Annotated in this window: 25 protein-coding genes; 14 read left to right on the plus strand and 11 right to left on the minus strand. The window is 64.7% G+C overall.

Annotated features, from left to right (window positions below):
* Positions 1-8: 8 nt before the first annotated feature.
* The 5 genes from M1D97_RS02160 to M1D97_RS02180 form a co-directional block, all read right to left on the minus strand.
* The gene (locus M1D97_RS02160) at positions 9-764 is read right to left on the minus strand and encodes an amino acid ABC transporter ATP-binding protein (protein WP_456269106.1); all 756 of its coding nucleotides are present in this window, start codon (positions 762-764) and stop codon (positions 9-11) included.
* Positions 761-1,435 carry an amino acid ABC transporter permease gene (locus M1D97_RS02165; protein ID WP_456269107.1) on the minus strand — a complete coding sequence of 225 codons (675 nt, stop codon included), beginning with the start codon at positions 1,433-1,435 and terminating at the stop codon, positions 761-763. The genes M1D97_RS02160 and M1D97_RS02165 overlap by 4 nt, the downstream gene beginning before the upstream one ends.
* A gap of 114 nt (positions 1,436-1,549) precedes the next feature.
* Positions 1,550-2,362 carry an amino acid ABC transporter substrate-binding protein gene (locus M1D97_RS02170; RefSeq protein WP_456269108.1) on the minus strand — a complete coding sequence of 271 codons (813 nt, stop codon included), beginning with the start codon at positions 2,360-2,362 and terminating at the stop codon, positions 1,550-1,552.
* 229 nt (positions 2,363-2,591) lie between these two features.
* Entirely contained in the window at positions 2,592-3,119 is a 528-nt protein-coding gene (locus M1D97_RS02175) for a hypothetical protein (RefSeq protein ID WP_456269109.1), read from the minus strand.
* Between the two features lie 322 nt (positions 3,120-3,441).
* On the minus strand, positions 3,442-4,227 hold the full coding sequence (locus M1D97_RS02180) for a FadR/GntR family transcriptional regulator (protein ID WP_456269110.1): 786 nt from the start codon (positions 4,225-4,227) through the stop codon (positions 3,442-3,444).
* A 155-nt stretch (positions 4,228-4,382) separates the two neighbouring features.
* On the opposite strand from M1D97_RS02180, the gene M1D97_RS02185 reads away from it, so the two are divergent.
* The 8 genes from M1D97_RS02185 (at position 4,383) to M1D97_RS02220 (ending at position 13,032) form a co-directional block, all read left to right on the plus strand.
* Positions 4,383-5,150, plus strand: a complete 768-nt coding sequence (locus M1D97_RS02185; protein WP_456269111.1) for an SDR family oxidoreductase — start codon at positions 4,383-4,385, stop codon at positions 5,148-5,150.
* A 40-nt stretch (positions 5,151-5,190) separates the two neighbouring features.
* Positions 5,191-6,033 carry a fumarylacetoacetate hydrolase family protein gene (locus M1D97_RS02190; protein ID WP_456269112.1) on the plus strand — a complete coding sequence of 281 codons (843 nt, stop codon included), beginning with the start codon at positions 5,191-5,193 and terminating at the stop codon, positions 6,031-6,033.
* Between the two features lie 248 nt (positions 6,034-6,281).
* Complete coding sequence (locus M1D97_RS02195; protein ID WP_456269113.1) at positions 6,282-7,343, plus strand: zinc-binding alcohol dehydrogenase family protein; 1,062 nt, start codon at positions 6,282-6,284, stop codon at positions 7,341-7,343.
* A complete protein-coding gene (locus tag M1D97_RS02200) occupies positions 7,336-8,985 on the plus strand; it encodes a UxaA family hydrolase (RefSeq protein WP_456269114.1) in 1,650 nt (549 codons plus the stop codon). Before M1D97_RS02195 ends, M1D97_RS02200 begins: the two co-directional genes overlap by 8 nt.
* Positions 8,982-10,145: a mannitol dehydrogenase family protein gene (locus tag M1D97_RS02205; protein ID WP_456269115.1), complete on the plus strand. Its 1,164-nt coding sequence runs from the start codon at positions 8,982-8,984 to the stop codon at positions 10,143-10,145. The genes M1D97_RS02200 and M1D97_RS02205 overlap by 4 nt, the downstream gene beginning before the upstream one ends.
* 34 nt (positions 10,146-10,179) lie before the next feature.
* Positions 10,180-11,163, plus strand: a complete 984-nt coding sequence (locus M1D97_RS02210; protein ID WP_456269116.1) for a C4-dicarboxylate TRAP transporter substrate-binding protein — start codon at positions 10,180-10,182, stop codon at positions 11,161-11,163.
* Between the two features lie 105 nt (positions 11,164-11,268).
* Complete coding sequence (locus M1D97_RS02215) at positions 11,269-11,736, plus strand: TRAP transporter small permease (RefSeq protein WP_456269117.1); 468 nt, start codon at positions 11,269-11,271, stop codon at positions 11,734-11,736.
* Positions 11,737-11,748: 12 nt separating this feature from the next.
* Complete coding sequence (locus M1D97_RS02220) at positions 11,749-13,032, plus strand: TRAP transporter large permease (protein ID WP_456269118.1); 1,284 nt, start codon at positions 11,749-11,751, stop codon at positions 13,030-13,032.
* A gap of 18 nt (positions 13,033-13,050) precedes the next feature.
* Here M1D97_RS02220 and M1D97_RS02225 read toward each other — a convergent pair whose 3' ends face one another.
* Entirely contained in the window at positions 13,051-13,239 is a 189-nt protein-coding gene (locus M1D97_RS02225) for a hypothetical protein (RefSeq protein ID WP_456269119.1), read from the minus strand.
* A 201-nt stretch (positions 13,240-13,440) separates the two neighbouring features.
* Between M1D97_RS02225 and M1D97_RS02230 the strand changes: the two genes are divergently transcribed.
* A complete protein-coding gene (locus M1D97_RS02230; RefSeq protein WP_456269120.1) occupies positions 13,441-14,607 on the plus strand; it encodes a fumarylacetoacetate hydrolase family protein in 1,167 nt (388 codons plus the stop codon).
* A 73-nt stretch (positions 14,608-14,680) separates the two neighbouring features.
* Here the strand turns inward: M1D97_RS02230 and bglX are convergent, their stop codons facing one another.
* From bglX to egtB, 3 genes are all read right to left on the minus strand, one after another.
* Positions 14,681-16,888 (minus strand): beta-glucosidase BglX, encoded by a 2,208-nt coding sequence (bglX, locus tag M1D97_RS02235; protein ID WP_456269121.1) that lies wholly within the window; start codon positions 16,886-16,888, stop codon positions 14,681-14,683.
* A 20-nt stretch (positions 16,889-16,908) separates the two neighbouring features.
* The gene (gene egtD / locus M1D97_RS02240; protein ID WP_456269122.1) at positions 16,909-17,916 is read right to left on the minus strand and encodes an L-histidine N(alpha)-methyltransferase; all 1,008 of its coding nucleotides are present in this window, start codon (positions 17,914-17,916) and stop codon (positions 16,909-16,911) included.
* Between the two features lie 97 nt (positions 17,917-18,013).
* The gene (gene egtB / locus M1D97_RS02245) at positions 18,014-19,360 is read right to left on the minus strand and encodes an ergothioneine biosynthesis protein EgtB (protein WP_456269123.1); all 1,347 of its coding nucleotides are present in this window, start codon (positions 19,358-19,360) and stop codon (positions 18,014-18,016) included.
* A gap of 225 nt (positions 19,361-19,585) precedes the next feature.
* On the opposite strand from egtB, the gene M1D97_RS02250 reads away from it, so the two are divergent.
* Positions 19,586-20,788 carry a CynX/NimT family MFS transporter gene (locus M1D97_RS02250; RefSeq protein WP_456269124.1) on the plus strand — a complete coding sequence of 401 codons (1,203 nt, stop codon included), beginning with the start codon at positions 19,586-19,588 and terminating at the stop codon, positions 20,786-20,788.
* On the opposite strand, the gene M1D97_RS02255 is transcribed toward M1D97_RS02250, so the two are convergent.
* Complete coding sequence (locus M1D97_RS02255) at positions 20,773-21,813, minus strand: zinc ABC transporter substrate-binding protein (protein WP_456269125.1); 1,041 nt, start codon at positions 21,811-21,813, stop codon at positions 20,773-20,775. The genes M1D97_RS02250 and M1D97_RS02255 overlap by 16 nt on opposite strands.
* A 130-nt stretch (positions 21,814-21,943) precedes the next feature.
* Between M1D97_RS02255 and M1D97_RS02260 the strand changes: the two genes are divergently transcribed.
* From M1D97_RS02260 to M1D97_RS02270, 3 genes are all read left to right on the plus strand, one after another.
* Complete coding sequence (locus tag M1D97_RS02260; protein ID WP_456269126.1) at positions 21,944-22,705, plus strand: ATP-binding cassette domain-containing protein; 762 nt, start codon at positions 21,944-21,946, stop codon at positions 22,703-22,705.
* Positions 22,695-23,504 carry a metal ABC transporter permease gene (locus tag M1D97_RS02265; RefSeq protein WP_456269127.1) on the plus strand — a complete coding sequence of 270 codons (810 nt, stop codon included), beginning with the start codon at positions 22,695-22,697 and terminating at the stop codon, positions 23,502-23,504. Before M1D97_RS02260 ends, M1D97_RS02265 begins: the two co-directional genes overlap by 11 nt.
* Positions 23,505-23,698: 194 nt before the next feature.
* Positions 23,699-24,196, plus strand: coding sequence for a universal stress protein (locus M1D97_RS02270; protein ID WP_456269128.1), 498 nt, complete (start codon positions 23,699-23,701; stop codon positions 24,194-24,196).
* 45 nt (positions 24,197-24,241) lie between these two features.
* Here M1D97_RS02270 and hglS read toward each other — a convergent pair whose 3' ends face one another.
* Positions 24,242-25,639: a 2-oxoadipate dioxygenase/decarboxylase HglS gene (hglS, locus tag M1D97_RS02275; RefSeq protein WP_456269129.1), complete on the minus strand. Its 1,398-nt coding sequence runs from the start codon at positions 25,637-25,639 to the stop codon at positions 24,242-24,244.
* Between the two features lie 152 nt (positions 25,640-25,791).
* Here hglS and M1D97_RS02280 point away from each other — a divergent pair, with 152 nt between their 5' ends.
* Entirely contained in the window at positions 25,792-26,649 is an 858-nt protein-coding gene (locus M1D97_RS02280) for a PhzF family phenazine biosynthesis protein (protein WP_456269130.1), read from the plus strand.
* Positions 26,650-26,677: the final 28 nt, after the last annotated feature.

Here is a 26,677-nt window from a genome sequence, read left to right on the forward strand (position 1 = left end):
GCGCGTTGTCAGGTGGCGGCCGGGGCGTTGCCGGCCAGTACCTTGCGCAGGAAGCTGCGGGTGCGCTCATCCTTCGGGTTAGTGAAAAGCTCCGACGGCGGCGCCTGCTCGACAACGCGGCCGCCATCCATGAACACCACCTGATCGGCGACCTCGCGGGCAAACTGCATTTCGTGGGTGACCACGATCATGGTCTGCTGCTCGGCGGCGAGCTGCTTCATCAGGCCCAGCACTTCCTCCACCCACTCCGGGTCGAGCGCCGAGGTCGGCTCGTCAAAGAGGATGACCTCGGCCTTCGCCGCCATGGCGCGGCCGATGCCGATGCGCTGCTGCTGCCCGCCGGACAGCGCCGCCGGGTAAGCCTCGGCCTTGTCGGCCAGGCCGATGCGCTCGAGAATCTCGCGGGCGCGCGCGTGCGCATCGGCCTTTGACAGCCCTTCGACCACGATCATGCGCTCGGCGATGTTCTCCAGCGCCGTCTTGTGAGCAAAAAGCGCATAGTTCTGAAACACGAACGCCGTGCGCCGGCGCAGCCCCAGAATGTCGTCCTTGCTGGCGCGGGCAGCATCCACGCTCAAATCACCCACCTTGAGCTGCCCGGCGTCGGGGCGCTCGAGAAAGTTGACGCAGCGCAAAAGCGTCGACTTGCCGGTGCCGGAGGGGCCGATCACCACGATGATCTCGCCGCGCTCAAGTGACAGGTCGATGCCATCGAGCACGGTGTGCTCGCCAAAGCGTTTGGTAATGCCCTTGAGTGCAATCATCGCTGGTAGGCCCGGTTGAGACGTTGTTCCAGCCGCTTCTGGCACCAGGAGAGCGCCTCGACCACGATCCAGTAGATCACCGCGACGACCAGGAAGGCCTCGAAGTAGAGAAAGCTGCTGGCGGCTTCCTTCTGGGTGGCGCCCATCAGCTCGGTCACGCCCAGCGTAAACGCCAGTGACGTCGACTTGATCATGTCGATGAAGTAGTTCATCAGCGTCGGCGTGGCGACCCGCGTGGCCTGGGGCAGGATGATGCGTCGCATGGTCTGGGCGTTGGTCATGCCGATCGACTGGGCGGCTTCGGTCTGGCTGCGATCGATGCCGGTAATCGCGGCGCGAATGGATTCGGCCATGTAGGCCGAAAAGTGCAGCGTCAGCCCCATGATGGTGGCGGTCACACCGTTGATGGAGACCAGAAAGGAGAGAAACTGCGGCAGCCCGTAATAGAACAGAAAGAGCTGCACCAAAAGCGGCGTGCCGCGAAAGAACGAAATGAACAGCTTCGCGGCCTGATCGAGCCCCGGCAGGCGCGAGACGCGAATGACGGCCAGGGCGCAGGCCAGAATCAGGGCACAGACCATGCCGGCGGCGGCCATGCCCAGGGTCAGCGGGAGATAGCCCAGCAGGACGGGCACCAGCCCGGCCATGTAATCAAGATTGAGTGCTTGCATGGCGATGCGCTTTAAAACGGGCGATTCGCGTCAACGGGTTGCGAACTGCCCGGGAGTGTGAACCACGAAATGCCCCGGACAGGCCGGGGCCGGATGGGCAGAGCGTAGCGTCGATCAGGCGTCGCTGCTGTTGCTGTCTGCGCTTTCTGTCTGCGGGGCTTCGGTGATGTCGCTGTCGAACCACTTCTCGGAAATCTCCTGGAGCGTGCCGCTGTCGCGCAGGGTCTCGAGCGCCTGATTCACGCGGTCGCGCTGGGCGCGGCCTTCTTCGCTATCGCGAAACGGCAGGGCATTTTCGATCTTCGAGAAGGGCTGGCCGGCGAGCTGTAGCGGCAGAGGCTTGTCCTTGATCACCTGGGTGGCGCTGGTGCGGTCCATTACGAAGGCATCGGCGCGGCCCAGGGCGACATCCTGTTCGATGTTGGACTCATAGGTCTTGAGGTTGATCTCGTCGGCGTAGGGCAGCTCCCGGAGCAGCGTTTCATAGTTCGAGCCCAGGTTCATGATGACCGTCCTGCCGCGCAGATCCTCGACGCCGTGAATGTCGTCGTTGCCCTTTCTCACCACCACCTGCGCGCCGTCATACACGTAGGGCTCGGAGAAGGCGTACTTGGCTTGGCGCTCCGGCGTAATGGTGATCTGGTTGGCGATGGTGTCGATCCGGCCGGAATCCAGCATGCCGGCCAGTCCCGAAAAGCTGGCAGTGACGAACTGGATGTCATCGCCGGTCTGCTCGCCGATGGCGTTCATGACATCGACCTCAAAGCCCTGCAGCTTGTCTCGCTCGACAAAGGTGAAGGGGTAGTAGCCCCCGGACATGCCCACGCGCAGCGTATCGGCCTGAACGGCCGTTGCCGTGGCCAGCATCGTGGTCAGTCCCAGCGTGGTGAGGGCCAGCGTCCGGGCCAGTGTCTTGAAAGTCGTCATGCCATACTCCCTGGAAAGCGGATGCGCCCGCGGGCGCCGGATACGCCCAGCGTACCGCAACCTGTCTTAAAGGAATAAGAAAAAGTTTTTATATGCCGGGAAGGTTTTAACCATGATGCAGACGACCAACGGCATGGGGTGCGGGAATACCCTGTTTCCGGGGGCTTTCGCTCGGTGAAAAGCGCCGCGGAAACCGGTGGTCACTGCCGGAGGAAACGAAGGGGCGCGGTCAGAAGGAGGCCAGACTGGGGTCGGATTCGTTGTCGATCTGATTGGCCAGCACCACCTCAATGAAATCCGCGATGATGTCCTGCATCCGGTCCTGGGTGAGATCGCCGCAGGAGATCCAGGATTCCCCCTGCTCTTCATGGCGATGATGCTTCATGAAACTTCGATCGATGCGCAGACCGTCATGATCCGGATCATGGCTGATGCGCAGATGATTGAAGTTGGTGAAGCCCTTTTTCATGGTGACATGCTGCACTGGCAGCAGATGGAACTCCACCGACTCGATGTCACGGCTGTTGGCTTCATCCTGACACTGGACGTGGATTTCGCTGGCGTAATGGTTACTGCCGGCGATATCGCGTGCCCACTCCATCGCCGGGATCAGAACGCGCTGGGCAATTTCATCAAAGCTTGCCGGCTCTTCGGGGTCAGCATCATTGCCCTGCTCCTGAACGGGATGAGGACGCAGGGGGGTCCTGCTGCTGACCTGCTGCTCATAGTGTTTGAATACACGATTCAGGTCTTTCATGTTCCTCTGCCTTCTGTGCCGCGCCCGCGGGTCGAATGTCTGATAGAGAAGTGAGGGGAAACTGCCGGGATCGAACGCTTCAACGCCTGTCGAAGGGAGTGAAGGCTCCCTTCGGGGCACAGGGAGGCGTCCGGGCATTGATAGCACGCTTTGGGGAGAGAGGCTACCGCTAACGGCTTCCGTCATTCCTTAATCCAGGTTATCAAGCCATGTCATATTGAGCGGCATCAAGCACCGCGCACCCGGGAAGATGGGGGCCCTGCGGGCTTTTTCAATTCGAAGGCCTCGATGCCGCAAAAACGGGCGGGCTGGCCGGACTTTTTCAGCTATCAAAGAAGATGGTGATGACATCATCCAGATGCACGGCCATGGCGCGTCGGGCGCGTTCCGGGGCCTGCTGGCGCAGGGCATTGAGAATGCGAAGGTGCTGCTCGCGCGAGCGGGTCTTCATGTCGGTGGTCAGGTAAAGGTCCTGCAGGCGGCGAAACATGGCACCGTACTGGTGCCCGAGTATATGGCGAATGAGCAGGGCATAGGCCGGGTTGCCGCTGGCCTGGGCAATGCGGACATGGAAAAGGCGGTCGCCGGTATGGTTGGCCGTATAGGGAATGCCCTGATGACGCTCGTCGACCTCCGCTTCGTTGTCGGCCACATGACGTTCATAGGCCTCTTCGATCCCCGCGAGTACCTCTGGCGTCATGTTGGTCGCCGCCAGCGCGGCCGCTTCAGGTTCGACCAGACGGCGCGCCTCCAGCAGCGCATAGGGCGGAATCTCTTCATCGCCCTGGGGGGCAAACTCCTGTTCGAGCTCCGGGTCCAGTGACCAGGGATGCTGCTGCACGGCCGTATGCAGAATGGACTCGCCGCCGCGCGGTACCAGCGGATTAACCAGCACGCCGTGGCCGACCCGGACTTCCACCTGACCGATAACCTCCAGGGCGATCAGGGCTTCGCGCACGGAGGCGCGACTGACGCCCAGCGTCTGGGCCAGCTCACGCTCCGGGGGCAGCAGGCTGCCGGGCGGAAACTCGCCGGCCTCGATAAGGTCGTGCAGTTGATCGGCAATCTGACGATACAGGCGCGCGTTACGAATGGTCTTGAGTGGCATCGGAGGAGGGTCGTCCAACAGCAGAAAGCATGAATATAGAATAATAGTACACGACGCTGCGACCAATGGTTAAAGGTCAGTCCATTGGTCGTTTTGCTTTAATCGCTGTGTCATGTCATCTGCGCCGCGGATGACGGGTTCAGGGATGACGGGCCATGAACACAAACAGAATGTCTGCTGCGGGGCGGTTACAGGGCAAAACGGCGCTGGTGACGGCGGCCGGTCAGGGCATCGGTCGCGCCGCGGCGCAGCGCCTGTCGGATGAGGGCGCGCATGTGATTGCGACCGATCTGAACGTCTCGCACCTGAACGGGCTTGACGGGGTAACGTCGCACCAACTGGATGTGCTCGATCGTGACGCCATCAACGCCCTGGCCGCCGAGACGGGGCCGGTCGATGTGCTGTTCAACTGTGCCGGCATCGTGCATCACGGCAGCGTGCTGGCGTGCAGCGACAGCGACTGGCAGATGGCCATGGCACTCAACGTCACGGCCATGTTTCACACCATTCAAGCCTTTCTGCCGGCCATGCTGGCCCACGGCGGCAGCAGTATCATCAACATGGCCTCGCTGGCCTCCAGCGTGAAGGGCGTGGCCGATCGCTGCGCCTACGGCACCACCAAGGCAGCGGTTATCGGGCTGACCAAATCGGTCGCTGCGGATTACATGACCCACAATATTCGCTGCAATGCCATATGCCCAGGCACCGTGGAATCACCCTCCCTGCACGAGCGCATCGAGACGCAGGCGCAAACCCGGGGCCTTGCGGCATCGACGGTGTTGGCCGAGTTCGTGGCGCGCCAGCCCATGGGCCGACTGGGGCGCGTCGACGAAATCGCGGCGCTGGTGGCCTGGCTGGCCTGCGATGAGGCCGCCTTCATTACCGGCACCACTCAGATGATCGATGGCGGCTGGTCCAACTGACCGCTGTCTCACGCGGTATCACTTCACCATGGAGAACGGCATGAAACTATTGCGCTTCGGCCCCCAAGGCGCTGAAAAGCCGGGCATCGTGGCCCCTGATGGCAGCCTGCGGGACCTGTCCGGCCACGTGGACGACATTGCCGGCGAGACCCTCTCGCCTGACCGGCTTGCCGAGCTGTCGCGGCTGGACATGGAGCGTCTGCCCAGGGTGGAAGACAGCGTTCGCATCGGCCCCTGCGTGGGGCGGGTGGGCAAGTTTATCTGTATCGGCCTGAACTACGCCGATCACGCTGCCGAAACCGGCGCCGAGCTACCGGCAGAACCGGTGGTATTTAACAAGTGGACCAGCGCGATCTGCGGGCCCAACGATGACGTCGAGATTCCGCGGGACTCGCGCAGTACCGACTGGGAGGTCGAACTGGGCGTGGTAATCGGCACCCCCGGGCGCTATATCGATGAGGCCGACGCCATGACCCATGTGGCCGGCTACTGCGTCATCAACGATATCTCCGAGCGCGAATTTCAGCTCGAGCGCAGCGGCAGCTGGGACAAGGGCAAGGGTTGTGACACCTTCGGCCCGCTCGGCCCCTGGCTGGTCACGCCCGACGAGATCAGTGATCCGGGCGATCTCGGCATGTGGCTGGAGGTGGACGGCAACCGCTATCAGAATGGTTCGACCAATACCATGGTCTTTGGCGTGGCGCATCTGGTGGCGTATCTCAGCCGCTTCATGAGCCTGCAGGCCGGTGATGTCATCTCGACCGGCACGCCGCCCGGCGTGGGCATGGGGCAGACCCCGAAGGTCTATCTGCGCCCGGGGCAGACCATGCGGCTGGGGATCGACGGGCTGGGGGAGCAGTCTCAGCGCACCGTGCAGGCCTGACGCGGCGCTTGAAAACACGTCTGACAGACGGCGCTTCCTTTCCCGGAAGCGCCTTTTTTATTGCCCGCGTATCGGGTGCCCGCCGCCTCGCACGGGCCTTTTGCTCGCCCGAACCCATAGCCTTCATGCCTTCGTCTCATAGCCTATCGGTGAATTGAGTTTCGAAACGACCAACTTATTATCGGTTTAAAGGTCAGGCCAATGATTATGTGGCCCTGACACCGCTTTGGAATCATCGGGAGAAGGACATGCAGGTACTGGTCTGTGCGGCACCAGGGGAGATGAGACTCGAGGAGACCGATACGCCGCAGTGCGGACCGGGGCAGGCGCTTTTGCGCATTCGCTGCGTGGGTATCTGCGGCACCGACATCCATGCCTACGGCGGCCGCCAGCCCTATTTCAGCTATCCGCGCGTGCTGGGTCATGAGTTCTCCGGCGAGGTGGTGAGCACCAGTGATGACGTGGATGCCGCGCTGGTCGGCCAGCGCGCCTATGTCATTCCCTATCTGCACTGCGGCGAGTGCAATGCCTGCCAGCGCGGGCGCACCAACTGCTGCCAGAACGTTGAAGTGATCGGTGTGCATCGTGATGGTGGCATGGCGGAGTACCTGGTGGTGCCGGCCTCGCATTTGGTGACCTCCGAAATACTGTCGTTTGAACAGCTCGCGCTGGTCGAGTGTCTGGCCATCGGCGCCCACGCCATCCGGCGCAGCCAGCTGGAAGCGGGCGAGCTGGTGGTGGTGGCCGGCGCCGGCCCGATCGGCATGGGCGTGGCGCAGCTGGCGCTGGCGTACGGTGCCCGGGTAATGGTGCTGGATAACCATGACGGGCGGCTGGCGTTTTGCCGCGACACCCTGGGGGTGGAGACCTTTAATGTCACCGAGGGCGACAGCCTCGAGGCCATCGCCGCCTTCTCCGAAGACGCCATGGCCGATGTGGTGTTCGATGCCACCGGCAATCCGCAGGCCATGAACCGCGGCTTTGATTTTGCCGGCCACGGCGGACGCTACGTGCTGGTCAGCGTGGTGCGCGCCGACATTACCTTCAACGACCCGGACTTTCACAAGCGCGAACTGACCCTGCTGGGCAGCCGCAACGCCACGCGGGAAGATTTCGACATGGTGACCCGCCTGATGGAGGCCGGGAAGCTCCATGAGCAAGCCATGATTACCCACCGGGCGCCCCTGGCCGACATGCCGGAGATCATGGCGCATTGGTGCGAGCCGGCCACCGGCGTTATCAAGGGCATGGTGAGCCTGACCGGCAGCACGGAAAGCGACTCCCGGACGCCGGAGGCCCTTCATGAGTGATGTCATCGCCACCCAGCATCTGCGCCGCACGATCAGGATTCATCGCCTGGACAACGTCAGCGTCGCGCTCGTCGATCTGCCCGCAGGGGCAGAGGTGCCGATCGAGGGCGACGCAGCGGTTGTGACCCTGGCCGAGAGCGTGGCGCGCAAGCACAAGTTTACCCACCAGGCGCTGGCCGTTAATGATCTCGTGATCATGTATGGCGTCACGGTCGGGCGCGCCACGCAGGCCATTGCCGCCGGTGGCCGTATTACGACCAACAACGTCGAGCACGTCACCGACAGCGACCGGAGCGAGGTGCGTCGCACCAGCTGGCAGGCGCCGGATGTTACCGCCTTTGAAGGGCGCACCTTTGACGGTTTTCATCGAGGTGATGGCAGCGTGGGCACGGCCAACTACTGGCTGGTGGTGCCGCTGGTGTTCTGCGAAAACCGCAATATCGAGGTGCTGCGGACCTGCATCAACGATGCGCTGGGCAACGATCCGCATCGCCATTACAAGCGCATGGCGCGGGCGCTGCTCAACGGCGAGCCGCTGACCGAAGAGCACATCAGCGAAGAGGTCATGGACACCCCCTTCCCCAATGTCGACGGGGTGCGCTTTCTGACCCACTCGATGGGCTGCGGCGGCACGCGTGAAGACGCGAAAGCGCTGTGCCAGCTGCTGGCGGGCTATATCTGTCATCCCAACGTGGCCGGCGCCACGGTGCTGAGTCTGGGCTGTCAGAATGCCGAGGCCTCGCTGCTGCAGGAGGTCATCGCCGCGCGCGACCCCAACGGCACGCGCGCCGTCCATTTTTTCGAGCAGCAGGCGCTGGGCGATGAACAGACCTTAATGCAAGAGACGCTGAGCGCCATCTTTGACGGCCTGCGACAGGCCAATGAGATCACCCGCCGGCCCGCGCCGCTGTCGAAGCTGGTGCTGGGCGTGGAGTGCGGCGGCTCGGACGGCTTTTCGGGCATTTCGGCCAATCCGCTGGTGGGCGGTGTCATGGACCGGCTGGTGGCGCTGGGCGGGTCGGGCATTCTCAGCGAATTCCCCGAGCTGTGCGGTGTGGAGCACGAGCTGGCGGCGCGCTGCACCAGCGACGAACTCGCTACGCGGTTTCGCGAGCTGATGAGTGCCTATCAGCGCCACGCCGGCGCCGTGGGGGCGGATTTTTCCATGAATCCGTCGCCGGGCAACATTCGCGACGGCCTGATCACTGATGCCATGAAATCGGCAGGCGCCGCCAGAAAGGGCGGCGACAGCCCGATCGTGGACGTGCTCGACTACACCGAGCCGGTCACCCGGCCGGGCTTGAGCCTTCTATGCACGCCCGGCAACGATGTGGAATCCACCACGGCGATGGCCGGCTCCGGCGCCAACCTGATGCTCTTTACCACCGGCCTTGGCACGCCCACTGGCAACCCGGTGACGCCGGTGCTCAAGATTGCCAGCAACAGTGAGCTGGCCCGGCGCATGTTCGATGCCATCGATTTCGATGCCGGTCCGATCGTGGAGGGCAGTTCCTCCATCGATACGCTGGCCGATGCGCTGCTCGAGCGCTGCATCGACACGGCCTCGGGGCGCTATCAAAGCTGCGCCTCCCGACTGGATCAGCAGGACTTCATTCCCTGGAAGCGGGGGGTCTCCCTGTGATCTCTACCGATGACATGACCGGCGTCGACCTGACCGGTATCGATGTGGCCAGTGCCGAAATCCTCCAGTTCGGCACCAGCCGCTTTCTGCTGGCCCACGTTGACGCCTTCGTGAGCGCCTCGCTGGCCGCCGGCCACACGCAAAAACGCGTTGTGGTGGTGCAGTCTTCCCCGCGGCCGGCAGGGCGTGAGAAGGCGTATGCCCTGATGCGTCAGCCCATCTATCCGCTGCGGATCCGCGGTCGCCGGGAGGGTCAGGAGGTTGATGAGACCCATCAGATCGATGCGCTGGCCGGCTGCCTGATTGCCGATGAGCAGTGGGCAACGCTCGAGGCGTTGTTTGTCGGGCATATTACCCACGTGGTCTCCAACACGGCCGATCGCGGCTATGAAGTGCCAGAGGGAGACAGCCCGGTCGAGGCGCTGCCGCGCAGTTTTCCCTGCCGGCTTTTGAAACTGTTACGCGCGCGCTTCGAGGCGGGTGGCGCGGGCGTTACGCTAATGCCGTGCGAGCTGATCAGCGACAACGGGCAGGTCCTGCGCCGGCTGATGCTCGACCTGGCCGCCGAGCATTACGGTGATGACGCCTTTACGGACTGGCTGGAGACGCGCTGTGCCTGGGTGGACACCCTGGTGGATCGCATCGTCTCCGAGGCTATCGAGCCGGTCGGTGCCGTGGCCGAGCCCTACGCGCTGTGGGCGGTGCGTCGCACACCGGGGCTGGAGATGCCCTGCCAGCATCCGGATGTGCATCTGGTCGACGAGGTCGAGCCGTTCGAAAAACAAAAGCTCCACATCCTCAATCTGTCCCACACCTTTCTGGTGCATCGGTGGCAGTCGCTGGCGCTGGTGGATGAGATCACGTTCGTGCGTGAGGCCATTGATGATCCTCGCCTGCGCGCGCCGCTCGAGGCCCTGCTGGAAGAGGTGATGCCGCTTTTGTCGCGGGCATGGCCGGCGCTGGACCCGGCGGCGTACTGCGCTACCACCCTCGAGCGGTTTGAAAACCCCTTTCTGGACCATCGGTTGTCGGATATCGCCGACAACCACGAGGCCAAGTGCCAGCGCCGCGTCATGCCGCTGCTGGCCCTGGCCGAACAACATGACATGAACATTCCGCTTCTGCGTGCCTGGGCGGCGGAGATCGACGGCCGCCGGTAACTGCTGGCGTCTTCACCGATAGGGAGTCTGCATCATGCGTCATTTTATTCTGGGCTGTGTCGCAACACTTGGCGTGGCATCACTGGGCATGAGTGCCACGGCACTGGCGGCGACGGACATTCGCGTGGCCTATGGCAACCAGCCGGGCGAGCCGATCGATGTGGCCGTGAAACAGTGGGCCGAGTGGGTCGAGGAGGAGAGCAACGGCGACCTGGTGCTGCATCCGTTCCCGGCCAGTCAGCTGGGGTCGGAAACCGAAGTCATGGAGCAGGCGCGCTTTGGCTCGGCGCTGATCGGCATCAACGCCTACAGCAACTTCATGGACTCGGTACCGGATCTGAGCGTGCTGGATGCGCCCTATCTCTCCGAGACCTTCGAGGACAAGCTCAAGGTCTTCGAGTCCGACTGGTTTGCCGAGCAGCGTCAGAAACTGAACGCCCAGGGTTATCGCATCGTGGTGCCCAACGTGATCTACGGCGAGCGCCAACTGCTCTCCAGCAACGCCGTGCAGACGCCTGACGACCTGCAGGGTGTGAAGGTGCGGGTGCAGAACTCGCCCATGTATGTGGCCGCCGTTCGCGCCATGGGCGGCATTCCTACACCGATGTCGCTCGGGGATGTCTACCCGGCGCTGGCCCAGGGAATGGTTTCGGGCGTCGAGAATCCGCCATCGGTGCTCTACGGCGGCAAGTTTTATGAGGTGGTCAAGGAGCTCAACCTGACCCGCCACATGCAGACCGTCACCCCGTTCGTGACCGGTGAGGCCTTCTGGCAGAAGCTGGATGACGAGCAGCGCCGCATTCTCACCGAAACGGGTGAGCGCTTTGCCGACTACGCCAGTGAGCTGGTGATGGCGCAGAATGACAAGGATATCGAGCGCATGAGAGAGGCCGGTGTGCAGGTCAACGAGGTTGATATCAAGCCCTTTCAGGAGCGTGCCCGCCGAGAGATTCCCGAGGCCTTCCCGCAGTGGTCGCCCGGGCTTTACGAGCAGATCAGCGACATCATCAATGGCTGAGCCGGTACCGCGCCCCCGCTACCAAGGGGGCGTCGATGCCGTTGATCGCAAACGTTGCATCGCACACAGGCGCCCGGGGTTCGTCGGCTCCGGGGCAGGAGAGAGATGATGAAGACCCTCATGGCCGGGCTGGATCGTCTGATGCATCTGGATGAGGTGGTAGGCAGCCTTGCGCTGTTTGCCCTGTTTCTGATCGCGCTGGCCAATGCCCTGATGCGCTATTTCCTCAACGCGCCGCTGGCCTGGGCCGAAGAGGTGCTGCAGCTTTTGCTGGTGTGGGCCACCTTTCTGGGCGCCAGCGCCCTGGTGCGGCGCAACGAACATGTACTGATCGATCTTTTCGGCGAGCGCCTGCCAAAGCCGCTTGAGCGCTGGCGCGAGCGGATTTTCAACATCGTCATGATCATGATTGCTGCCGGCGCCATGCTCTACTGGGGGCTTCAGTTGCTGCCCTTTTCGGCCTTTCGCAGCACGCCGATGCTCCAGATTCCCTATTTCTGGGTGTATCTCGTCATTCCGCTGAGTGCCGCCATGATGCTCTATCACGGCGCGCGTCGACTGTTTACGCGATAGGAGAGTGACGCCATGGCAGTTCTTGCCGCACTTGGCGCCCTGTTGGTGCTGTTTTTCATGGGCACCCCGGTGGCCTTTGCCCTGTTTCTTTCGACCTTTCTATATTTTCTGATCGGCGCCGAGCAGCCGCTGGTGCTGCTGATTCAGCGCCTGGCCGGCGGCCTTGAATCCGTGTCGCTGCTGGCCATTCCCTTTTTCATCATGGCCGGCGTGTTCATGAACTACTCCGGCATTACCAGCAGGCTTTTGAATCTGGCCGAGCTGTGCACCCGGCGTCTTCACGGCGGGCTGGCCCAGTCCAACGTGCTGTTGAGTACCTTCATGGGCGGGCTGTCGGGCTCCAACATTGCCGATGCTGCCATGAACGCCAAGCTGCTGGTGCCGCAGATGAATGCGCGCGGCTATCCCACGCCCTTTTCATCGGCCATTACCGCGGCGTCATCGCTGATCACCTCGACCATTCCGCCCGGCATCGCGCTGATTATCTACGGCTACGTCAACAATGTCTCGATCGGGCGGCTGTTCATGGCCGGCGTGGTGCCCGGCATCGGCATGGCGCTGGCGATGATGGTGATGGTGTCGATCATGTGTCGGCGCCGGGGCTATCAGCCGCCGCAGCGCGAGAAGGTCTCACGGCATGAATGGATCAGTGTGACCCGCGCCGGACTGATTGCGCTGGCGCTGCCGGTGCTGGTCATCGGCGGGATTCGTATCGGCGTGTTTACGCCGACCGAGGCCGGCGCCATGGCGGTGGCCTATGCCCTGATCGTGGGGGTGTTCGTCTACCGCGAGCTGCGCCCGACAACCATTGCGCTGGCCACGCGCGAGTCGCTGCTGTCGGCGGTGAACGTGCTGTTCATCATCTGCGTGGCCTCCGGCTTTGCCCGCTTTCTCACCTGGGAGCAGGTGCCGCAGACGATCACCACCTTCCTGTCTGCCGAGGTGGGCGGGGCCATCGCCTTTTTGCTGCTGGCCAACCTGATCCTGCTGGTGCTGGGCATGTTTCTGGAGGGCAATGCCATTTTGATCGTGCTGTCACCGCTACTGGCGCCGGTAGCCGCGCAGTTCGGCATCGATCCGGTGCACTTTGGCATCATTTTCATCTTCAATGCCGCGATCGGCACCATCACACCACCGCTCGGGACGGTCATGTTCACCACCGCCAGCATTACAGGCGTGAAGCTGCCCGACTTCATCCGGGCGGTGGTGCCCTTCTGGCTGCTGCTGGTGGCGATGCTGCTGCTGGTGACCTTTATTCCGGCGTTGTCGCTGACGCTGCCGGCGCTGGTGTTCTGACCAGCGCCGTGGCGGGGGCTAGTCGTTGGTGCCGATCTCGATGATCTCGCCCCGGGGCGAGGCGTTATCGGCGGCGTCGGCATGCGGGGAGAGGCATACCACCAGCATCAGGGTCAGGGACGTGATCCAGAGCAGGGCCGCTATCAGAGCGGAAGAGAAGCGGCGACCCGGCAGGGTGCGAACATGCGCGCGTAGCAGTCGAACCATGAGATGTGTTCCATCGCAGATGCATCCGGTCATGGGGACCGGACAAACAGGGTGTCGACGCGCGAGGGTACGCTGATTAAGGCGCGTTGGCGACCCTGCTGATACCAACGATCAAGGCTGGTGTAGTCGCGCCATTCAGCGGGGGCAATGGCGCCCGACCAGCGTCACCGACACTGGTTTATCCACAGGAGGTCATGCGCCATGCGCCATGCTGAACTCTCGAAATACCTGCCCGAGGACCACGACAGCGCTGCCCTGGTCGGGCGCGTCTGGCGCGGCGACGGCCCGCGAATTGTCGCCCTGCGCGGCAGCGAGCTGGTCGATATTACTGCGCATGTGGGCACCATGAGCGCGCTGCTGGACCGCGACGACCGGCTGGCACTGGCGCATGAGGCCAGCGGCATATCGCTGGGCGCGGTCACGCCCTGGCTGTCACAGTCGCTGGCCGACAGTGCCACCACGCCCGATGAGCGCAGCAACCGATTGCTGGCCCCCTGTGACCTGCAGGTCGTGAAAGCCTGCGGGGTGACCTTTGCCGTCAGTCTGCTGGAGCGGGTGATCGAGGAGCAGGCCGCCGGCGATGCCTCAAGGGCCGGCGACATCCGCGCCCGCCTGCGTGAGTTGATCGGTCAGGATCTCTCGAAGATCGTGCCCGGCTCCGAGGCCGCCATGACCCTGCGCAAGGAGCTCATGTCGCGCGGGCAGTGGTCACCCTATCTGGAAGTGGGGCTCGGCCCCGATGCGGAAGTGTTCAGCAAGGCCGCGCCCCTGTCATCCGTAGGCTTTGGTGCCAACGTGGGCCTTCATGCCGGCTCGAACTGGAACAATCCGGAGCCCGAGGTGGTGCTGGCCATGGACGGGCAGGGGACGCCGCGCGGCGCGACACTGGGCAACGATGTCAATCTGCGTGATGTCGAGGGGCGCAGCGCGCTGCTGCTGGGCAAGGCCAAGGACAACAACGGCGCCTGTGCCATCGGCCCGTTCCTTCGCCTGTTTGATGATGACTTCACCATGGATACGATTCGCCGGGCGCAGGTCACCATGCGCATTGAAGGCGGCGATGACGGTTTCGTGCTGGAAAGGCGCAGCGACATGCGCGAGATCAGCCGTGACCCGCTCGACCTGGTCGAGCAGACCTGCGGGCGCCACCACCAGTATCCGGACGGCTTCATGCTGTTTCTGGGTACCATGTTCTCCCCGGGCGAGGACCGTGACGCCCCCGGGCAGGGCTTTACCCATCATGTGGGCGACCGGGTCAGCATTCATACCCCGGCACTGGGCACGCTGGTCAATCGGGTTGATCGCAGTCACGCCATCGCGCCGTGGCAGTTCGGCATCGGCGCGCTGATGCGCTATCTGAACCACTGAGCCGCCTCGACATCCCCATACCAAAAGGCCGCCCGGCGCTGACGCCGGACGGCCCTTCAAGGTCGAGAAGCCCTCACACCACCCGGAACTCGATCTCCTCACCGCTTTCCGAGCAGCGGCCGATCTGGACCCGAAAGAGGCCCGGTTCCTGCACGCGTTCCAGCTCGGCGTTCAAAAAGTGGCGCATGTCGGGGGTGATCCGGAAGATCACGCGCTCGCAGGCGCCGGGTGCCAGTGTGAGGCGCCGAAAGTCCTTGAGCTCGCGGATCGGGCGCACCACGCTGGCGTGCATGTCCTGCAGATAGAGCTGCACCACCTCGATGCCGTCACGCTCGCCGGTGTTGGTGACGGTGAGGCTCACCTCGAGCGTGTCGTCGGGTCCGATCTCTGAACACGTCGTCTCGAGCGCGCCGTATTCGAAGGTGGTGTAGGAGAGCCCGAAGCCGAAGGGGTAGAGCGGGGCGTTGGGGATGTCCAGATACTGCGAGGCGTATTTGGGATCGACGCCCTTGGGACGGCCGGTGTTGAAGGCGTTGTAGTAGACCGGGATCTGGCCGACGCTGACCGGAAAGCTCATCGGCAGCTTGCCGGAAGGGTTCACGTCGCCGAACAGCACGTCCGTGACGGCGTTGCCGGCTTCGGTGCCCGGCCACCAGGCCTCCAGTATGGCGGGGGCCATGTCGTCGAGCTCGGTCAGCGTCAGGGGCCGGCCGTTGAACAGCACCGTGGCGACGGGCGTGTCGCCGGCCTCGGCCAGCACACGGCGGGCGAGTTCGAGCTGCGCGCCGGGCAGGCCGATATCGGCGCGACTGGCGGCCTCGTCGGCGTAATCCTCGTCCTCGCCCAGCGCGAGCACCACGGCGTCGGCCTGGCGCACCAGCTCCAGGGCGTCGTCGATGCCGGTGGTGTCGTTCTCGCCGATCTGGTTGGAAGCACCCTGGGCGTAGAGGATGACCGCGTCCTCGCCGAGGCGGTTGGCCAGGCCGTCACGCAGCGTCACGGTGTCGTCGTGGTCGCCGTCGCCGCGCCAGGAGCCCAGCAGACGCGGCGTGTTGCCCAGCGGCCCGATAAGGGCGACCTTTTTGTGCTGATCGGACAGCGGCAGCACACCGCCGTCGTTTTTCAACAGCACCATCGACTCCGCGGCCTGTTCGCGGGCGGCGCGGCGGTGCTCGTCGGTAAGAATGCACTGCGCCTCGCGCGCCTCATCGGTGTAGCGGTACGGGTCGTCGAAAAGCCCCAGCGCGGCCTTGAGCCACAGAATCCGCCGCACCGCCTCGTCGATGCGCGCCTCCTCGACCTGCCCGCAGCGGACCAGCGCCTCCAGTGTGTCGAGGAAGTAGCCGGACTGCATGTCCATGTCGACGCCGGCGTTGACCGATTTGCGGGCCGCCTCGGCGGCATCCGCCGCCACGCCGTGCTGCTCGAGCTCCATGATGGCGGTGTAGTCGGTGACCACCATGCCCTCGAAGCCCCACTCGCGGCGCAGGATCTGATCCAGCAGCAGCGGGTGGCAGGTGGCCGGAATGGCGTTGAGGGTGTTGAACGCCGTCATGACGCTGGCGCAACCTTCCTCGAGCGCGGCCAGAAAGGGCGGTAGATAGTGCTCGCGCAGGCGCCACTCGGACATGTCCACCGTGTTGTACTCGCGCCCGGCCTCGGCCGCGCCATAGGCAGCGTAGTGCTTGACGCAGGCCGCCAGGGTGTCGGTGGCGCTCGGGTCAGCGCCCTGAATGCCGCGCACCTGGGCGCGGGCGATCAGCGAGGTCAACAGCACATCCTCGCCGGCGCCCTCCATGACCCGGCCCCAGCGCGGGTCGCGGGAGACGTCCACCATCGGCGCGAAGGTCCAGTGCACGCCGGCGGCGGCGCCTTCGACGGTCATGATGCGGGCGGCCTTCTCAATGCCTTCCAGGTGCCAGCTGGCCGCCTGCGCCAGCGGAATCGGGAAGATGGTGCGAAAGCCGTGGATGATGTCGTAACCAAACAGCAGCGGGATGCCCAGGCGTGAATCCTCCAGCGCCTGCTGCTGCAGCTCGCGGGTGAACGCGACGCCGAAGGCGTTGAACACCGAGCCGACCCGGCCGGTGCGCACGTCCGCCTCGATCTCGGTATTGGCCGGTGCCCCGGTGGAATCGCGGCTGCCGGAGACCTGGTTCATCTGGCCGATCTTCTCGGGCAGTGTCATCCGACACAGCAGGGCCTCGACCTGTTCCCGCAGCGCCCGGTTGCGCTCGCGATCCACCCCGAAGGGCAGACCGGCTCCCGGATTTGAACTCATTGCTGACATCCCTTCCTCCTTCAGGCCGCGCGTTCGAAGTAGTGCACGTCAAAGAGCTGCTGATCGTCACACCAGTGATCACGCAGGGTGAAACCGGCCCGGCCGGCCAGCGCCTCGAACCCTTCGCGGCTGTATTTCCACGAGTTTTCGGTGTGGATGTGCTCACCCGCGGTCAGCGCGATGGTCTGATCGTCGAGGCTGAACTGCTGATCGCGCTGGCTGACCAGGTGCATCTCGATGCGCGAGGCGGCCTCGTTGTAAAAGGCCAGATGCTCGAAGTCATCGGGGGAGACCGCGGCGCCCAGTTCATCGCGCAGGCGGTGGATCAGGTTGAGATTGAACGCACGCGTCACGCCCGCGGCGTCGTTGTAGGCGGCCTCCAGCCGGTCGCGATCCTTGATGCGATCCACCCCGATCAGCAGCCCGCCGCCGGGCGGCAGCTGGTCATGCACGCGCTTGAGCAGCTCGCCGGCCTCGCGGGGGGTGAAGTTGCCGATCGACGAGCCGGGGAAGAACACCACCGGACGGGCATCGCCTTCCAGCGCGGGCAGGGCAAACGGTGCGGTGAAGTCGGCGCACAGGGCATGAACCGGCAGCCAGGGGTAGTCATCGGCCAGCCGTCGGGTGCTTTCCAGCAGGAAGTCACGCGAGATATCCACCCCCACATAGTGGTGCGGGCGCAGCGCATCGAGCAGCAGCCGGATCTTGCGGGATGCGCCGCTGCCCAGTTCGATCAGGTCGATATCCGCGCCCACGCGGGCCGCGATGGCCTCCACCGAGCGCTCGAGGATCGCTTCCTCGGTGCGGGTGGGGTAGTACTCCGGCTGCTGACAGATGCGGTCAAACAGCTCGGAGCCGCGGTGATCATAGAAGTGCTTGGGCGAGATCCAGCGCGGCGAGTCGGTCAGCCCGACCGTGAGCGCCTCCAGCAGGCTCTGCTCATGGGTGGCATCGGCAAGCTGGTCGTGAAACTGCACCCGATGACGATTGCTCGGTGAGGAAAACGCAGAGGAAAGTGCCTGTGACATGACGGCCGGTCCTTTGTTCAAAAGCTCCGGTGTTCAAAAGTTGCGGAGCTCAGGGGTTCCAGATCGGGCCACCCTGCAAGGGGCAGCCCGGACAGGGTCAGACATCGCGCGCGAGACGGATGCCGGAAAAGGCCCAGCGCGCCTGGGGCGGGAAGAAGTTGCGATAGCTGGCCCGGATATGGTCGCCGGGCGTGGCGCAACAGCCGCCACGCAGCACCATCTGGCCGGACATGAACTTGCCGTTGTACTCGCCGAGGCTGCCCTCCAGCGGCGTAAAGCCCGGATAGGGCAGAAAGGCGCTGCCGGTCCACTCCCAGACATCGCCATAGAGCTGCTGCGGCCCCTGGCTCGGGGCGTCGGTAGCGCCCAGCGGTTGCAGCGCGCCGTCTTCCACGAAGTGGCCGTCAGTGGGCTGGTCGACGGCGGCGGTTTCCCACTCGGCCTCGGTGGGCAGGCGGGCGCCGGCCCAGCGGGCGTAGGCGTCGGCTTCATAGAAGCTGACATGACACACCGGCGCATCGGGGTCGACCGGCACCAGCCCGCCCAGAGTCATGGTGTGCCAGCGGCCATCGACCTTCTGCCAGTATTCGGGCGCCTGCCAGCCGGTGCTGTGAATCGTGCTCCAGCCATCGGACAGCCACAGCTCGGTGCGCGAGTAGCCGCCATCCTCGATGAAGTCGATGAACTCGGCGTTGGTGACCGGGCGGTCGGCCAGCTCGAACTCGGCCACGTACTGGCGGTGGCGCGGCGTCTCGCTGTCAAAGACGAAGCCGTCACCGTCGTGTTCGCGGGCCGACTCGGTGGGGTAATCCACCCCGATCTGGCGCACGCCAGCGGCATAACGATGCCAGCGCGGTTCGGCGGGCGTCGAGGTCTGCTCGCCGCGGGCCAGCAGCCGCTCGCGAATATCGTCGCGATAGACCGGGTGCAGCGGGTTGCAGGAGAGGATGTGCTTGATGTCCATCACCAGCAGCTCCTGGTGCTGCTGCTCGTGGTGCAGGCCGATCTCGAGACGGTCGATGATCTCGTCAAGATGCTCGGCAGGCGGCGCGCTCAGAAGCCGTTCCATTTCACGATCGATATGGGCGCGAAACTCATACACCTGCGCCACCGTCGGGCGCGAAATGGTGCCACGCAGATGCCGCGGAAAGGGCGTGCCGTGGGTCTCGTAATAGGAGTTGAAGAGGAAGTCATACGCCGGGTCGGGCGTTTGATAATCATCAAGCCAGGGCGAGAGGATAAAGGCTTCAAAGAACCAGCTGACATGGGCCAGATGCCATTTGGGCGGGCTGACGTCCGGCATGCTCTGGACCATGTAGTCCTCGGTCGCAAGCGGCGCACACAGCGTTTCGCTGGCACTGCGCACGCGCTGAAAGCGGCGCAGCCACTCCCGGGTATGCGCATTTTCGGCGCGCTCGATCGGCGCTCGGGTCGTCTGGGTCATGACGGGTCCTCGTAATGCGTTCGCATCAAAAATGAGACGGAAAGCGGCCCGGCGCGGATACCGGCGCGAGGTCGCACTGTTCTTCAGCGTAGCAAGGCCGTCCCGGTGTGCCCGGTCCGGTATCGGAAAATTTGTGACGGTGGGTAAGGTACGCAGCAATGTGCGTGCACACCGGGGTGCTAGACTGCGCCTTTCGTGACTTTTCCTGTCGGTGTTCCAGCGCTCATGTTTCGCACGCCTCGTCTGTCTGTTTCCCTGCTGTGGCTGCTGGTCTTTGGCCTGGCCGCCATCAACCTGCGCGCCCCCATCGTGGTCATCGGCCCGGTGCTGGAGCCGATCATGGCCTCCCTGCATATCGGGGCCGGGGCGGCGAGCCTTTTGACCACCGGCATGATTCTCTGCTTCGGGCTGCTGTCACCGTTTGCCCCGGCGCTGGCCGCCCGGCTGGGACTGGATCGGGCCATTGCACTGGCGCTGGTCGCGGTGGCCATCGGCAGCGTGCTGCGCGGCATCGAGCTCTTTCCCGTCATGCTGGCCGGGACACTGTTCGCCGGTCTGGGCATCGCCTTTGGCAACGTCTTCATGCCGAGTCTGGTCAAGCGCGACCGGCCCGAGCGGCTCGGGCAGACCATGGGGCTCTACACGGTGGTCATGGGCATCGGTGCGACGCTGGCGGCGGGCACGGCGGTGCCACTTTTGCAGGCCAGCGGCCACTGGTCGACGCCGGTGCGGCTGTGGGCGGGACTGGCGGTCGTTGCGGCACTCTGCTGGCTGTGGCGCGCTTTTCGCCAGGGCGCCGAGACCGACGGCGGCGGGGCGGTGCGCATGACGGCGCTGTTCAAAAGCCCGGTGGCGTGGACGCTGACCATCTTCATGGGCATGCAGTCGCTCGGGTTTTACACCCTGCAGACCTGGATGCCGTCGGTGGCCATCAGCGCCGGGGTCTCCACCACCATGGCCGGCAACATGGTGTCGCTGCTCAATCTGGTGAGCATTCCGGCCAGCTACGTGATCGCCCGCATCGCGGCTCGAATGAATCATCACAGCCTGCTGGTGCTGGGCCTGTGCCTTTTGATCGCTGCGGGGCTTGCGGGGCTGTTGCTGGCGCCGACGCTGTCGCCCGCGCTGTGGGCGATGCTGCTGGGTGCCGGACAGGGCGGCTGTTTCAGCTTCGCGCTGACCATGATCGTACTGCGCACGCGCCAGTCGCAGCACGCCGCGATGCTCTCGGGCATGTCGCAGAGCGTGGGTTATCTGCTGGCCGCCAGCGGGCCGCTGCTGTTCGGCGCGCTGCATGGCGCAACCGGCGGCTGGGGCGTGTCGCTGGGGCTGTTGCTGGTACTGCTGGGCGTTCAGACCGTGACCGGCCTTCTGATCGGCCGGCCACGGATGGTGACGCTGCGCGACCGGGATCAGCCCGCCGGTTGAGCGCGGCTGCTCTCGGCGCACTCATCGATGCTGGTGGCGATGTGGGTGATGAGTTCGTCGTAGAGCTCCGGACCGGGGTCGATGCCGGCGCCCAGCGGGTCGAGCACGATCGAGGTGTTGATGGGCATGTCGCCGAAAATGCTGTCGATCATGCGCGGGTTGTACTGCGGCTCGGAGAACACGCACTGCACGTTCAGCGACGTTACCCGGTCCTGCAGCTCGCGGATCCGCGCCGGCCCCGGGCTTGAGGCGTCGCCGATCGAGATGGCACCGGCGGCGTGAACGTCAAAGCGTTCCTCGAAGTACTGATAGGCGTCGTGGAAGACGATAAAGCGGGTGTCATGATCGTCCTGCAGGCGCTGCTCGGTGTCGGCAATCAGCGCATCAAGACGCTGCTGTGCTGCTTGAGCGTTGTGACGATAGGTGTCGGCATGCTCCGGGTCGGCCTCGGCCAGCGTCTCGGCCATGACGGCCAGCCACGCCCGGGCGTTGTGCGGGTCGAGCCAGGCGTGCGGGTTCAGACCGGTATGACTGTGGCCGTGCTCGTCACCATGAGCGTGGCCGCCGTTGTGGGCATGATCATGGTCGTGTCCCTCGGCGTGATCGTGCTCGTCGTCATGGCCATGCCCGTGATGCTCATCGTGATCGTGATCGTGACCGTGGGCCTCGAAGGTCGCGCCGTCGCGGTAGTCGAGACGGTGGGTGCCCGGGGCGTCGAGGAGCATGATGGCGTCGGCATCACCGGCCAGCGTCTGGATCGAATCGGCCAGCCAGGGCGTCAGCGCCGGGCCGATCCAGAACACCACGTCGGCGCTGTCCAGCGTCGAGGCCTCCGAGGGGCGCATCGAGTAGCCGTGCGGCGAGGCGCCGGGCGGCATCACCATTTGTGGCGAGCCCAGATCGCCCATGACCTGCGATACCAGCGAGTGGACGGGGGCGATATCCACCGCCACGCGGGGCACATCGGCCAGTGCCAGGGATGGGACAAACAGCAGCGGCAGCAGCCAGCGACGAGAAAGTGTCATGAAAGGGGCTCTCAATGGACAGTGAAATGGCGTTAAATGTTATGTTATAACATGACACATTAGCGGCCGGCTTATCGAATGACAAGCCCGGCCGACGCATGTTCTGTCATCACCGCAAAGAGGCCTGTCCTTGTTAACGCTTGAAGAGATCGGTGTGGTCCGCAACGGCAACGTCATCCTCGATGACATCAGCCTTGAGCTTGCCAGCGGCGAGATCGTGACCATCGTGGGGCCCAACGGCTCGGGCAAGTTCACCCTGCTCAGGGTGATCATTGGCGCGCTGGCGCCTTCCCGCGGCCGGATCCGCCGCGACGAGCACCTGACCATCGGCTATGTGCCGCAGCGGCTTCAGATCGACCCGACCCTGCCCATGACGGTCGGGCGTTTCATGGCGCTGCCGCGCCGCCGCCGCCAGAGCGACATCGAGGCAGCGCTGACCAGTGCCGGCGCCGGGGAGCTCATCAAACGCCAGCTCTCGGCGCTGTCGGGCGGTCAGCTGCAGAAGGTGCTGCTGGCCCGGGCGCTGCTGGAGCGCCCGAGCCTGCTGGTGCTCGATGAGGCCAACCAGGGGCTGGATCACCGCGCCACGGCGGAGTTCTATCGCCACATTGATCGGGTGCGCACCGAGCTGGGCTGCGCGGTTTTGATGGTCAGCCACGAGCTGCATGTCGTCATGAAGGCCTCGGATCGGGTGATCTGTCTCAACGGCACCATCTGCTGTCAGGGGCGCCCGGAGCGCGTGGCCGCCTCGCCCGAGTGGCAGTCGCTGTTCGGCATCGAGGAGTATGATGCGGTGGCGTTGTATCGTCACAGCGAATCGGGCCATGCCGGCCCGGAACAGGCCATCCGGGACATGCCGCAGCAGGAGAGGGCCTGTCGCCATGCTGGATGATTTCATGATGCGCGCGGCGCTGGCCGGCACCGGTGTGGCGCTGGCAGCGGCGCCGCTGGGCTGTTTCGTGGTGTGGCGGCGCATGGCCTATTTCGGTGATGCCACTGCCCACGCCGCGATGCTGGGCGTGGCGCTGTCGCTGGTGCTGTCGGTGTCGCTGCTGGCCAGCGTGCTGGTGGTGGCGCTGATCATGGCGCTGGTCGTTTCGCTGCTCAGTGACCGGGGCTACACCATGGACACCCTGCTGGGGGTGATGGCGCACGCCGCGCTGGCCTTCGGGCTGGTGGCGGTGTCGCTGGTGCAGGTCGCCCGGCTGGATCTGATGAGCTATCTGATCGGCGACATTCTCGCCGTCGGCCGGCGCGATCTGACCCTGATCTGGGGCGGCGCGATTCTGGTGGTGCTGATCATCGCCCTGCGCTGGTCGGGGCTTCTGGTATCGACGCTGAACCCGGATCTGGCCCGCGCCAGCGGCGTGGATCCCAGGCGCGAGCAGCTGTTGCTGACCCTGTCGCTGGCCGTGGTGGTGGCAGTGGCGCTCAAGGTGGTCGGCGTGCTGCTGATCGCGGCCTTTCTGATCATTCCGGCCGCCGCCGCGCGGCCCTTCAGCCGCACGCCGGAGGGCATGGCGGTGCTGGCCGCCGTGATCGCGATCATCGCCGCCAATGGTGGCCTGGCGATCGCCTGGCAGCTGGATACGCCCGCCGGCCCGTCGATGGTCAGCCTGGCCGCCGTCTGTTTTGTGCTCACGACGCTGGCGGGGCTGGTGCATCGCCGCCTGGGCCAGCGCCACGCTTGAACGCCCTGACAGGCGAACCGTGACACCGCTCGCCGGTACCCTGCCACCAGGGGCTCCGGGCGGGCCGCGACCAAAGACCAGGCGCCAGCGCGGGCGTTATTGATCACGATCAAGTCGGGCCGGTCGGCGCCGCGTCATGCTGGCCGGGTCCGGTGGCGCACTCCGGCGCCACCGCGGTCACTGGAGGATGCGCCATGTTCACGTCACTGCTGGTTCCCGTGGATGGTTCGGTTCATGCCCTCAAGGCCCTGAGCATCGCCGCGCAGCTGGCATCGCCCGGGGCCACCCTCCACCTTCTTCACGTCCGCGAGCTGCTGCCGCACCTGCATTACGGCAGCCTGCTCAGCATTCATGAGGCCATCCAGGCCTCATCACCGGAACATGCCGAAACGGAGATTCTGGCCGTCCTTGAACGGTCACAGGCGCACCTTCGCCGCCGCTTTGACGGGCCCATCGAGACCCATGGCCGCCACGGCGATCCGGCACGGGTGATCGCCCATGAGGCCGAGGCGCTGGGCACACAGGTCATCGTGATCGGCAGCCGCGGCCTGAGCGACTGGAGCGGCATGCTGATGGGCAGCGTCTCCCACAAGGTCAGCCATATCGCCTCCTGCATGGTCATCAGCGTGCATGACGATGAGGATGCCGCCCTGCCGGACGGGATCGATGACACCCCATACCAGGGGCTGTAGTCACACCGGGGCGGCCATGGCGAACAGGCCGATACGGACAGATCCTCAGAGGGTGGGCGCCAGCCCCAGCGCCTCGAGACAGGCGGTGAGCGAGCGTTCGCTGCGGCGCTCGTAGAGGGCAAACTCATCCTCCACTGCCACGCCGAGCGCCGCTTCGAACGCGCTGTGGCTGTCGGTGGCGGCGTAGTGCTGGGCGCTGCTCTCGCCCAGGTTGGACTGGAAGATGCCCGCGGCGCTGACCGGCAGAAAATCCTCGTAGGTGATGGGCCGCGCCCGGATCACGCCCCGGGTAATCAGCGCCTCGATGAGTGTGCGTCGCTCGTTCGGCAGGCTCTGCGCCTCCACAGCGCCTGCCCCTTCGACGAGTTGATACTCGAACCAGGCCAGCCCCTCACGGCGCAGGGTCGCCTCGTCATCGGGGAAGTCCTGAAAGGCGTCACGCAGCGCGCGCTGGTGTGCCGCCCCTTCCAGACCATGGGTCGCCTCGCGGGAAGCGGCCAGCAGCTCGTCATACAGCCGGCGACCGCGCCGGGTGAGGGCGGCGCCGCGCTGCTCGATCTCGCCGAAGCGCGCCGTGTGGGTGCCGGCCTCCTCGCCGTCGCCCGAGGGGAAGAGAATCGGCTCCTCCAGCGCCCTGAAGCTGGTCTGGCGCAAAAGGATCGGACAATTTCGCCGCGGTGGCCCTTCGATGGTGGCCTTCGGGCTGATGCCCCACTCGGGCATGGCCTGCTGGGTGGCGTCGATGTCCAGCGTGCGAGGGGTGAGGTGGTTGATGTGCGGGCCGTGAAAGCACACCACATCGGCGATCAGTCGGTGGGCCTGATGAAAGGCGTGATAGGTGTCGGCATCGACCGTGGCGTGGCGGTGCCAGCGAAAGGTCTCCAGCGCCTCGATCACAAACGCAGTGGCGTCCTCATCGCTTAGCCCGCCGTCGGCATCGAACCGGTCCAGCAGCGTGAGCAGTCGGTCGGTGAAGATCCGGCGCTGCTCGAGAATGGCCGCGGCGCGCTCGCGCAGGTCGTCATCCTCGATCAGCTCCAGACGCAGCAGCGAGGTGAACACCCGAAACGGATTCCGGGCCAGGGCGTCATCATCGACCGGGCGAAACGCCGTGGCGTGCACCGGCATGCCGGCCGGTGCCAGATCGTAATAGCCCACCGGGAACATGCCCATCACCGCGAACACCCGGCGCATGGTGTGAAGCTCGCCCGCCGTGCCCAGGCGAATCGCGCCGTGGCGCTCGATCTCGATGCGCGCCATCTCGCTGCCGCCCCGAGTGGCCAGGGCCTCCTCGTCCGGGGTGTGGTGATAGAGCGTCTGCGCATTGATGTCGGCAACCAGCTTCAACAGCGTGCCGTACTGGGGTACCTCCGAGCGGTACATGTCGGACATGGCGCTGGAAAAGCGGGTGCGAATATCGTCGGGACTGACGTGCCGGGCCATGAGGGTGCTCCGTGGCAGCAAAAAGGGTCTCCCGATTTAACGCCCGAGGGTGGCCGGCATTCAAGCGCCGTGAGGGCGGGCAAGGCCGCTGGTCCGCCCTCATCGGTTACGCTGTTGTCTCGAAAGCCGCCAATGCTGAACAAGGAGTGACCATGACAAGCGTCGAATATTATCTGCTGGATGTGTTTACCGACGCGCCATTTTCGGGCAATCAACTGGCGGTATTCATGGATGCCGAGGGGCTTGAAACCGCCACCATGCAGGCAGTGGCCTGCGAGCTCAATCTGGCCGAAACAGTCTTTCTGGGAACCGCCAGGGCCCCTGGTCACTACCCGATGCGGATCTTTACGACGACCAGAGAGCTGCCATTTGCCGGGCATCCCACCGTCGGTACCGCTCAGCTTCTCGCCGAGCTGGGTCTGGTCAGTCGCGAACAGACGCTGATCCTTCAACCCTCGGTAGGCGAACTGCCCATCGACTACGCGGACAGCAACGCCACCTTCACCACGGCTCGGCCTGCCAGTATTACTTCAAGCGTGCTGGACCAATCCACTGCCGCCGCCCTGCTGGGTCTGCAGGATCATCAGATTGTCGGCACTCCTGTGGTCTCTTCCTGTGGACTGGCGTTTCACCTGATCGAACTCAACGACCTCGCAGCGCTGCAGCACCTGGAGATATCCGAGACCGTATGGACCAACGTGGTGGCGCCGAGTGGGGTCGAGCAGGTGTACCTGTATGTTGCCGGCGTGTCAGCGGGCGAGGACACCGTACTTCGCACCCGGATGTTGTCTAGAGAGCACGGCCTGTGTGAAGACCCTGCCACCGGCAGCGCCGCGGCCGCGCTGAGCGGCTATCTGGCGACGACGGACAAAACCGAAAGCTGGATCATTCATCAGGGGGTGGAAATGGGGCGGCCCAGCGTGATCGAAACCGCCATGAACAACGAGCGAGTGCAGGTCGGCGGCAACGCTGTGCTGGTCGGTAAAGGCGAGATTTATCTACGCGATTAAGGTCGCCCTGCGTAGCAAGCAAAGGCGC

It is taken from the genome of Kushneria sp. AK178 (assembly GCF_053903105.1).

Bases quoted from the DNA above. Each gene is read 5' to 3' on its own strand.
- M1D97_RS02160 (WP_456269106.1), bottom strand. From the start codon at position 764: ATGATTGCACTCAAGGGCATTACCAAACGCTTTGGCGAGCACACCGTG.
- M1D97_RS02165 (WP_456269107.1), bottom strand. From the start codon at position 1,435: ATGCAAGCACTCAATCTTGATTACATGGCCGGGCTGGTGCCCGTCCTG.
- M1D97_RS02170 (WP_456269108.1), bottom strand. From the start codon at position 2,362: ATGACGACTTTCAAGACACTGGCCCGGACGCTGGCCCTCACCACGCTG.
- M1D97_RS02175 (WP_456269109.1), bottom strand. From the start codon at position 3,119: ATGAAAGACCTGAATCGTGTATTCAAACACTATGAGCAGCAGGTCAGC.
- M1D97_RS02180 (WP_456269110.1), bottom strand. From the start codon at position 4,227: ATGCCACTCAAGACCATTCGTAACGCGCGCCTGTATCGTCAGATTGCC.
- M1D97_RS02185 (WP_456269111.1), top strand. From the start codon at position 4,383: ATGAACACAAACAGAATGTCTGCTGCGGGGCGGTTACAGGGCAAAACG.
- M1D97_RS02190 (WP_456269112.1), top strand. From the start codon at position 5,191: ATGAAACTATTGCGCTTCGGCCCCCAAGGCGCTGAAAAGCCGGGCATC.
- M1D97_RS02195 (WP_456269113.1), top strand. From the start codon at position 6,282: ATGCAGGTACTGGTCTGTGCGGCACCAGGGGAGATGAGACTCGAGGAG.
- M1D97_RS02200 (WP_456269114.1), top strand. From the start codon at position 7,336: ATGAGTGATGTCATCGCCACCCAGCATCTGCGCCGCACGATCAGGATT.
- M1D97_RS02210 (WP_456269116.1), top strand. From the start codon at position 10,180: ATGCGTCATTTTATTCTGGGCTGTGTCGCAACACTTGGCGTGGCATCA.
- M1D97_RS02215 (WP_456269117.1), top strand. From the start codon at position 11,269: ATGATGAAGACCCTCATGGCCGGGCTGGATCGTCTGATGCATCTGGAT.
- M1D97_RS02220 (WP_456269118.1), top strand. From the start codon at position 11,749: ATGGCAGTTCTTGCCGCACTTGGCGCCCTGTTGGTGCTGTTTTTCATG.
- M1D97_RS02225 (WP_456269119.1), bottom strand. From the start codon at position 13,239: ATGGTTCGACTGCTACGCGCGCATGTTCGCACCCTGCCGGGTCGCCGC.
- M1D97_RS02230 (WP_456269120.1), top strand. From the start codon at position 13,441: ATGCGCCATGCTGAACTCTCGAAATACCTGCCCGAGGACCACGACAGC.
- bglX (WP_456269121.1), bottom strand. From the start codon at position 16,888: ATGAGTTCAAATCCGGGAGCCGGTCTGCCCTTCGGGGTGGATCGCGAG.
- egtD (WP_456269122.1), bottom strand. From the start codon at position 17,916: ATGTCACAGGCACTTTCCTCTGCGTTTTCCTCACCGAGCAATCGTCAT.
- egtB (WP_456269123.1), bottom strand. From the start codon at position 19,360: ATGACCCAGACGACCCGAGCGCCGATCGAGCGCGCCGAAAATGCGCAT.
- M1D97_RS02250 (WP_456269124.1), top strand. From the start codon at position 19,586: ATGTTTCGCACGCCTCGTCTGTCTGTTTCCCTGCTGTGGCTGCTGGTC.
- M1D97_RS02255 (WP_456269125.1), bottom strand. From the start codon at position 21,813: ATGACACTTTCTCGTCGCTGGCTGCTGCCGCTGCTGTTTGTCCCATCC.
- M1D97_RS02265 (WP_456269127.1), top strand. From the start codon at position 22,695: ATGCTGGATGATTTCATGATGCGCGCGGCGCTGGCCGGCACCGGTGTG.
- M1D97_RS02270 (WP_456269128.1), top strand. From the start codon at position 23,699: ATGTTCACGTCACTGCTGGTTCCCGTGGATGGTTCGGTTCATGCCCTC.
- hglS (WP_456269129.1), bottom strand. From the start codon at position 25,639: ATGGCCCGGCACGTCAGTCCCGACGATATTCGCACCCGCTTTTCCAGC.
- M1D97_RS02280 (WP_456269130.1), top strand. From the start codon at position 25,792: ATGACAAGCGTCGAATATTATCTGCTGGATGTGTTTACCGACGCGCCA.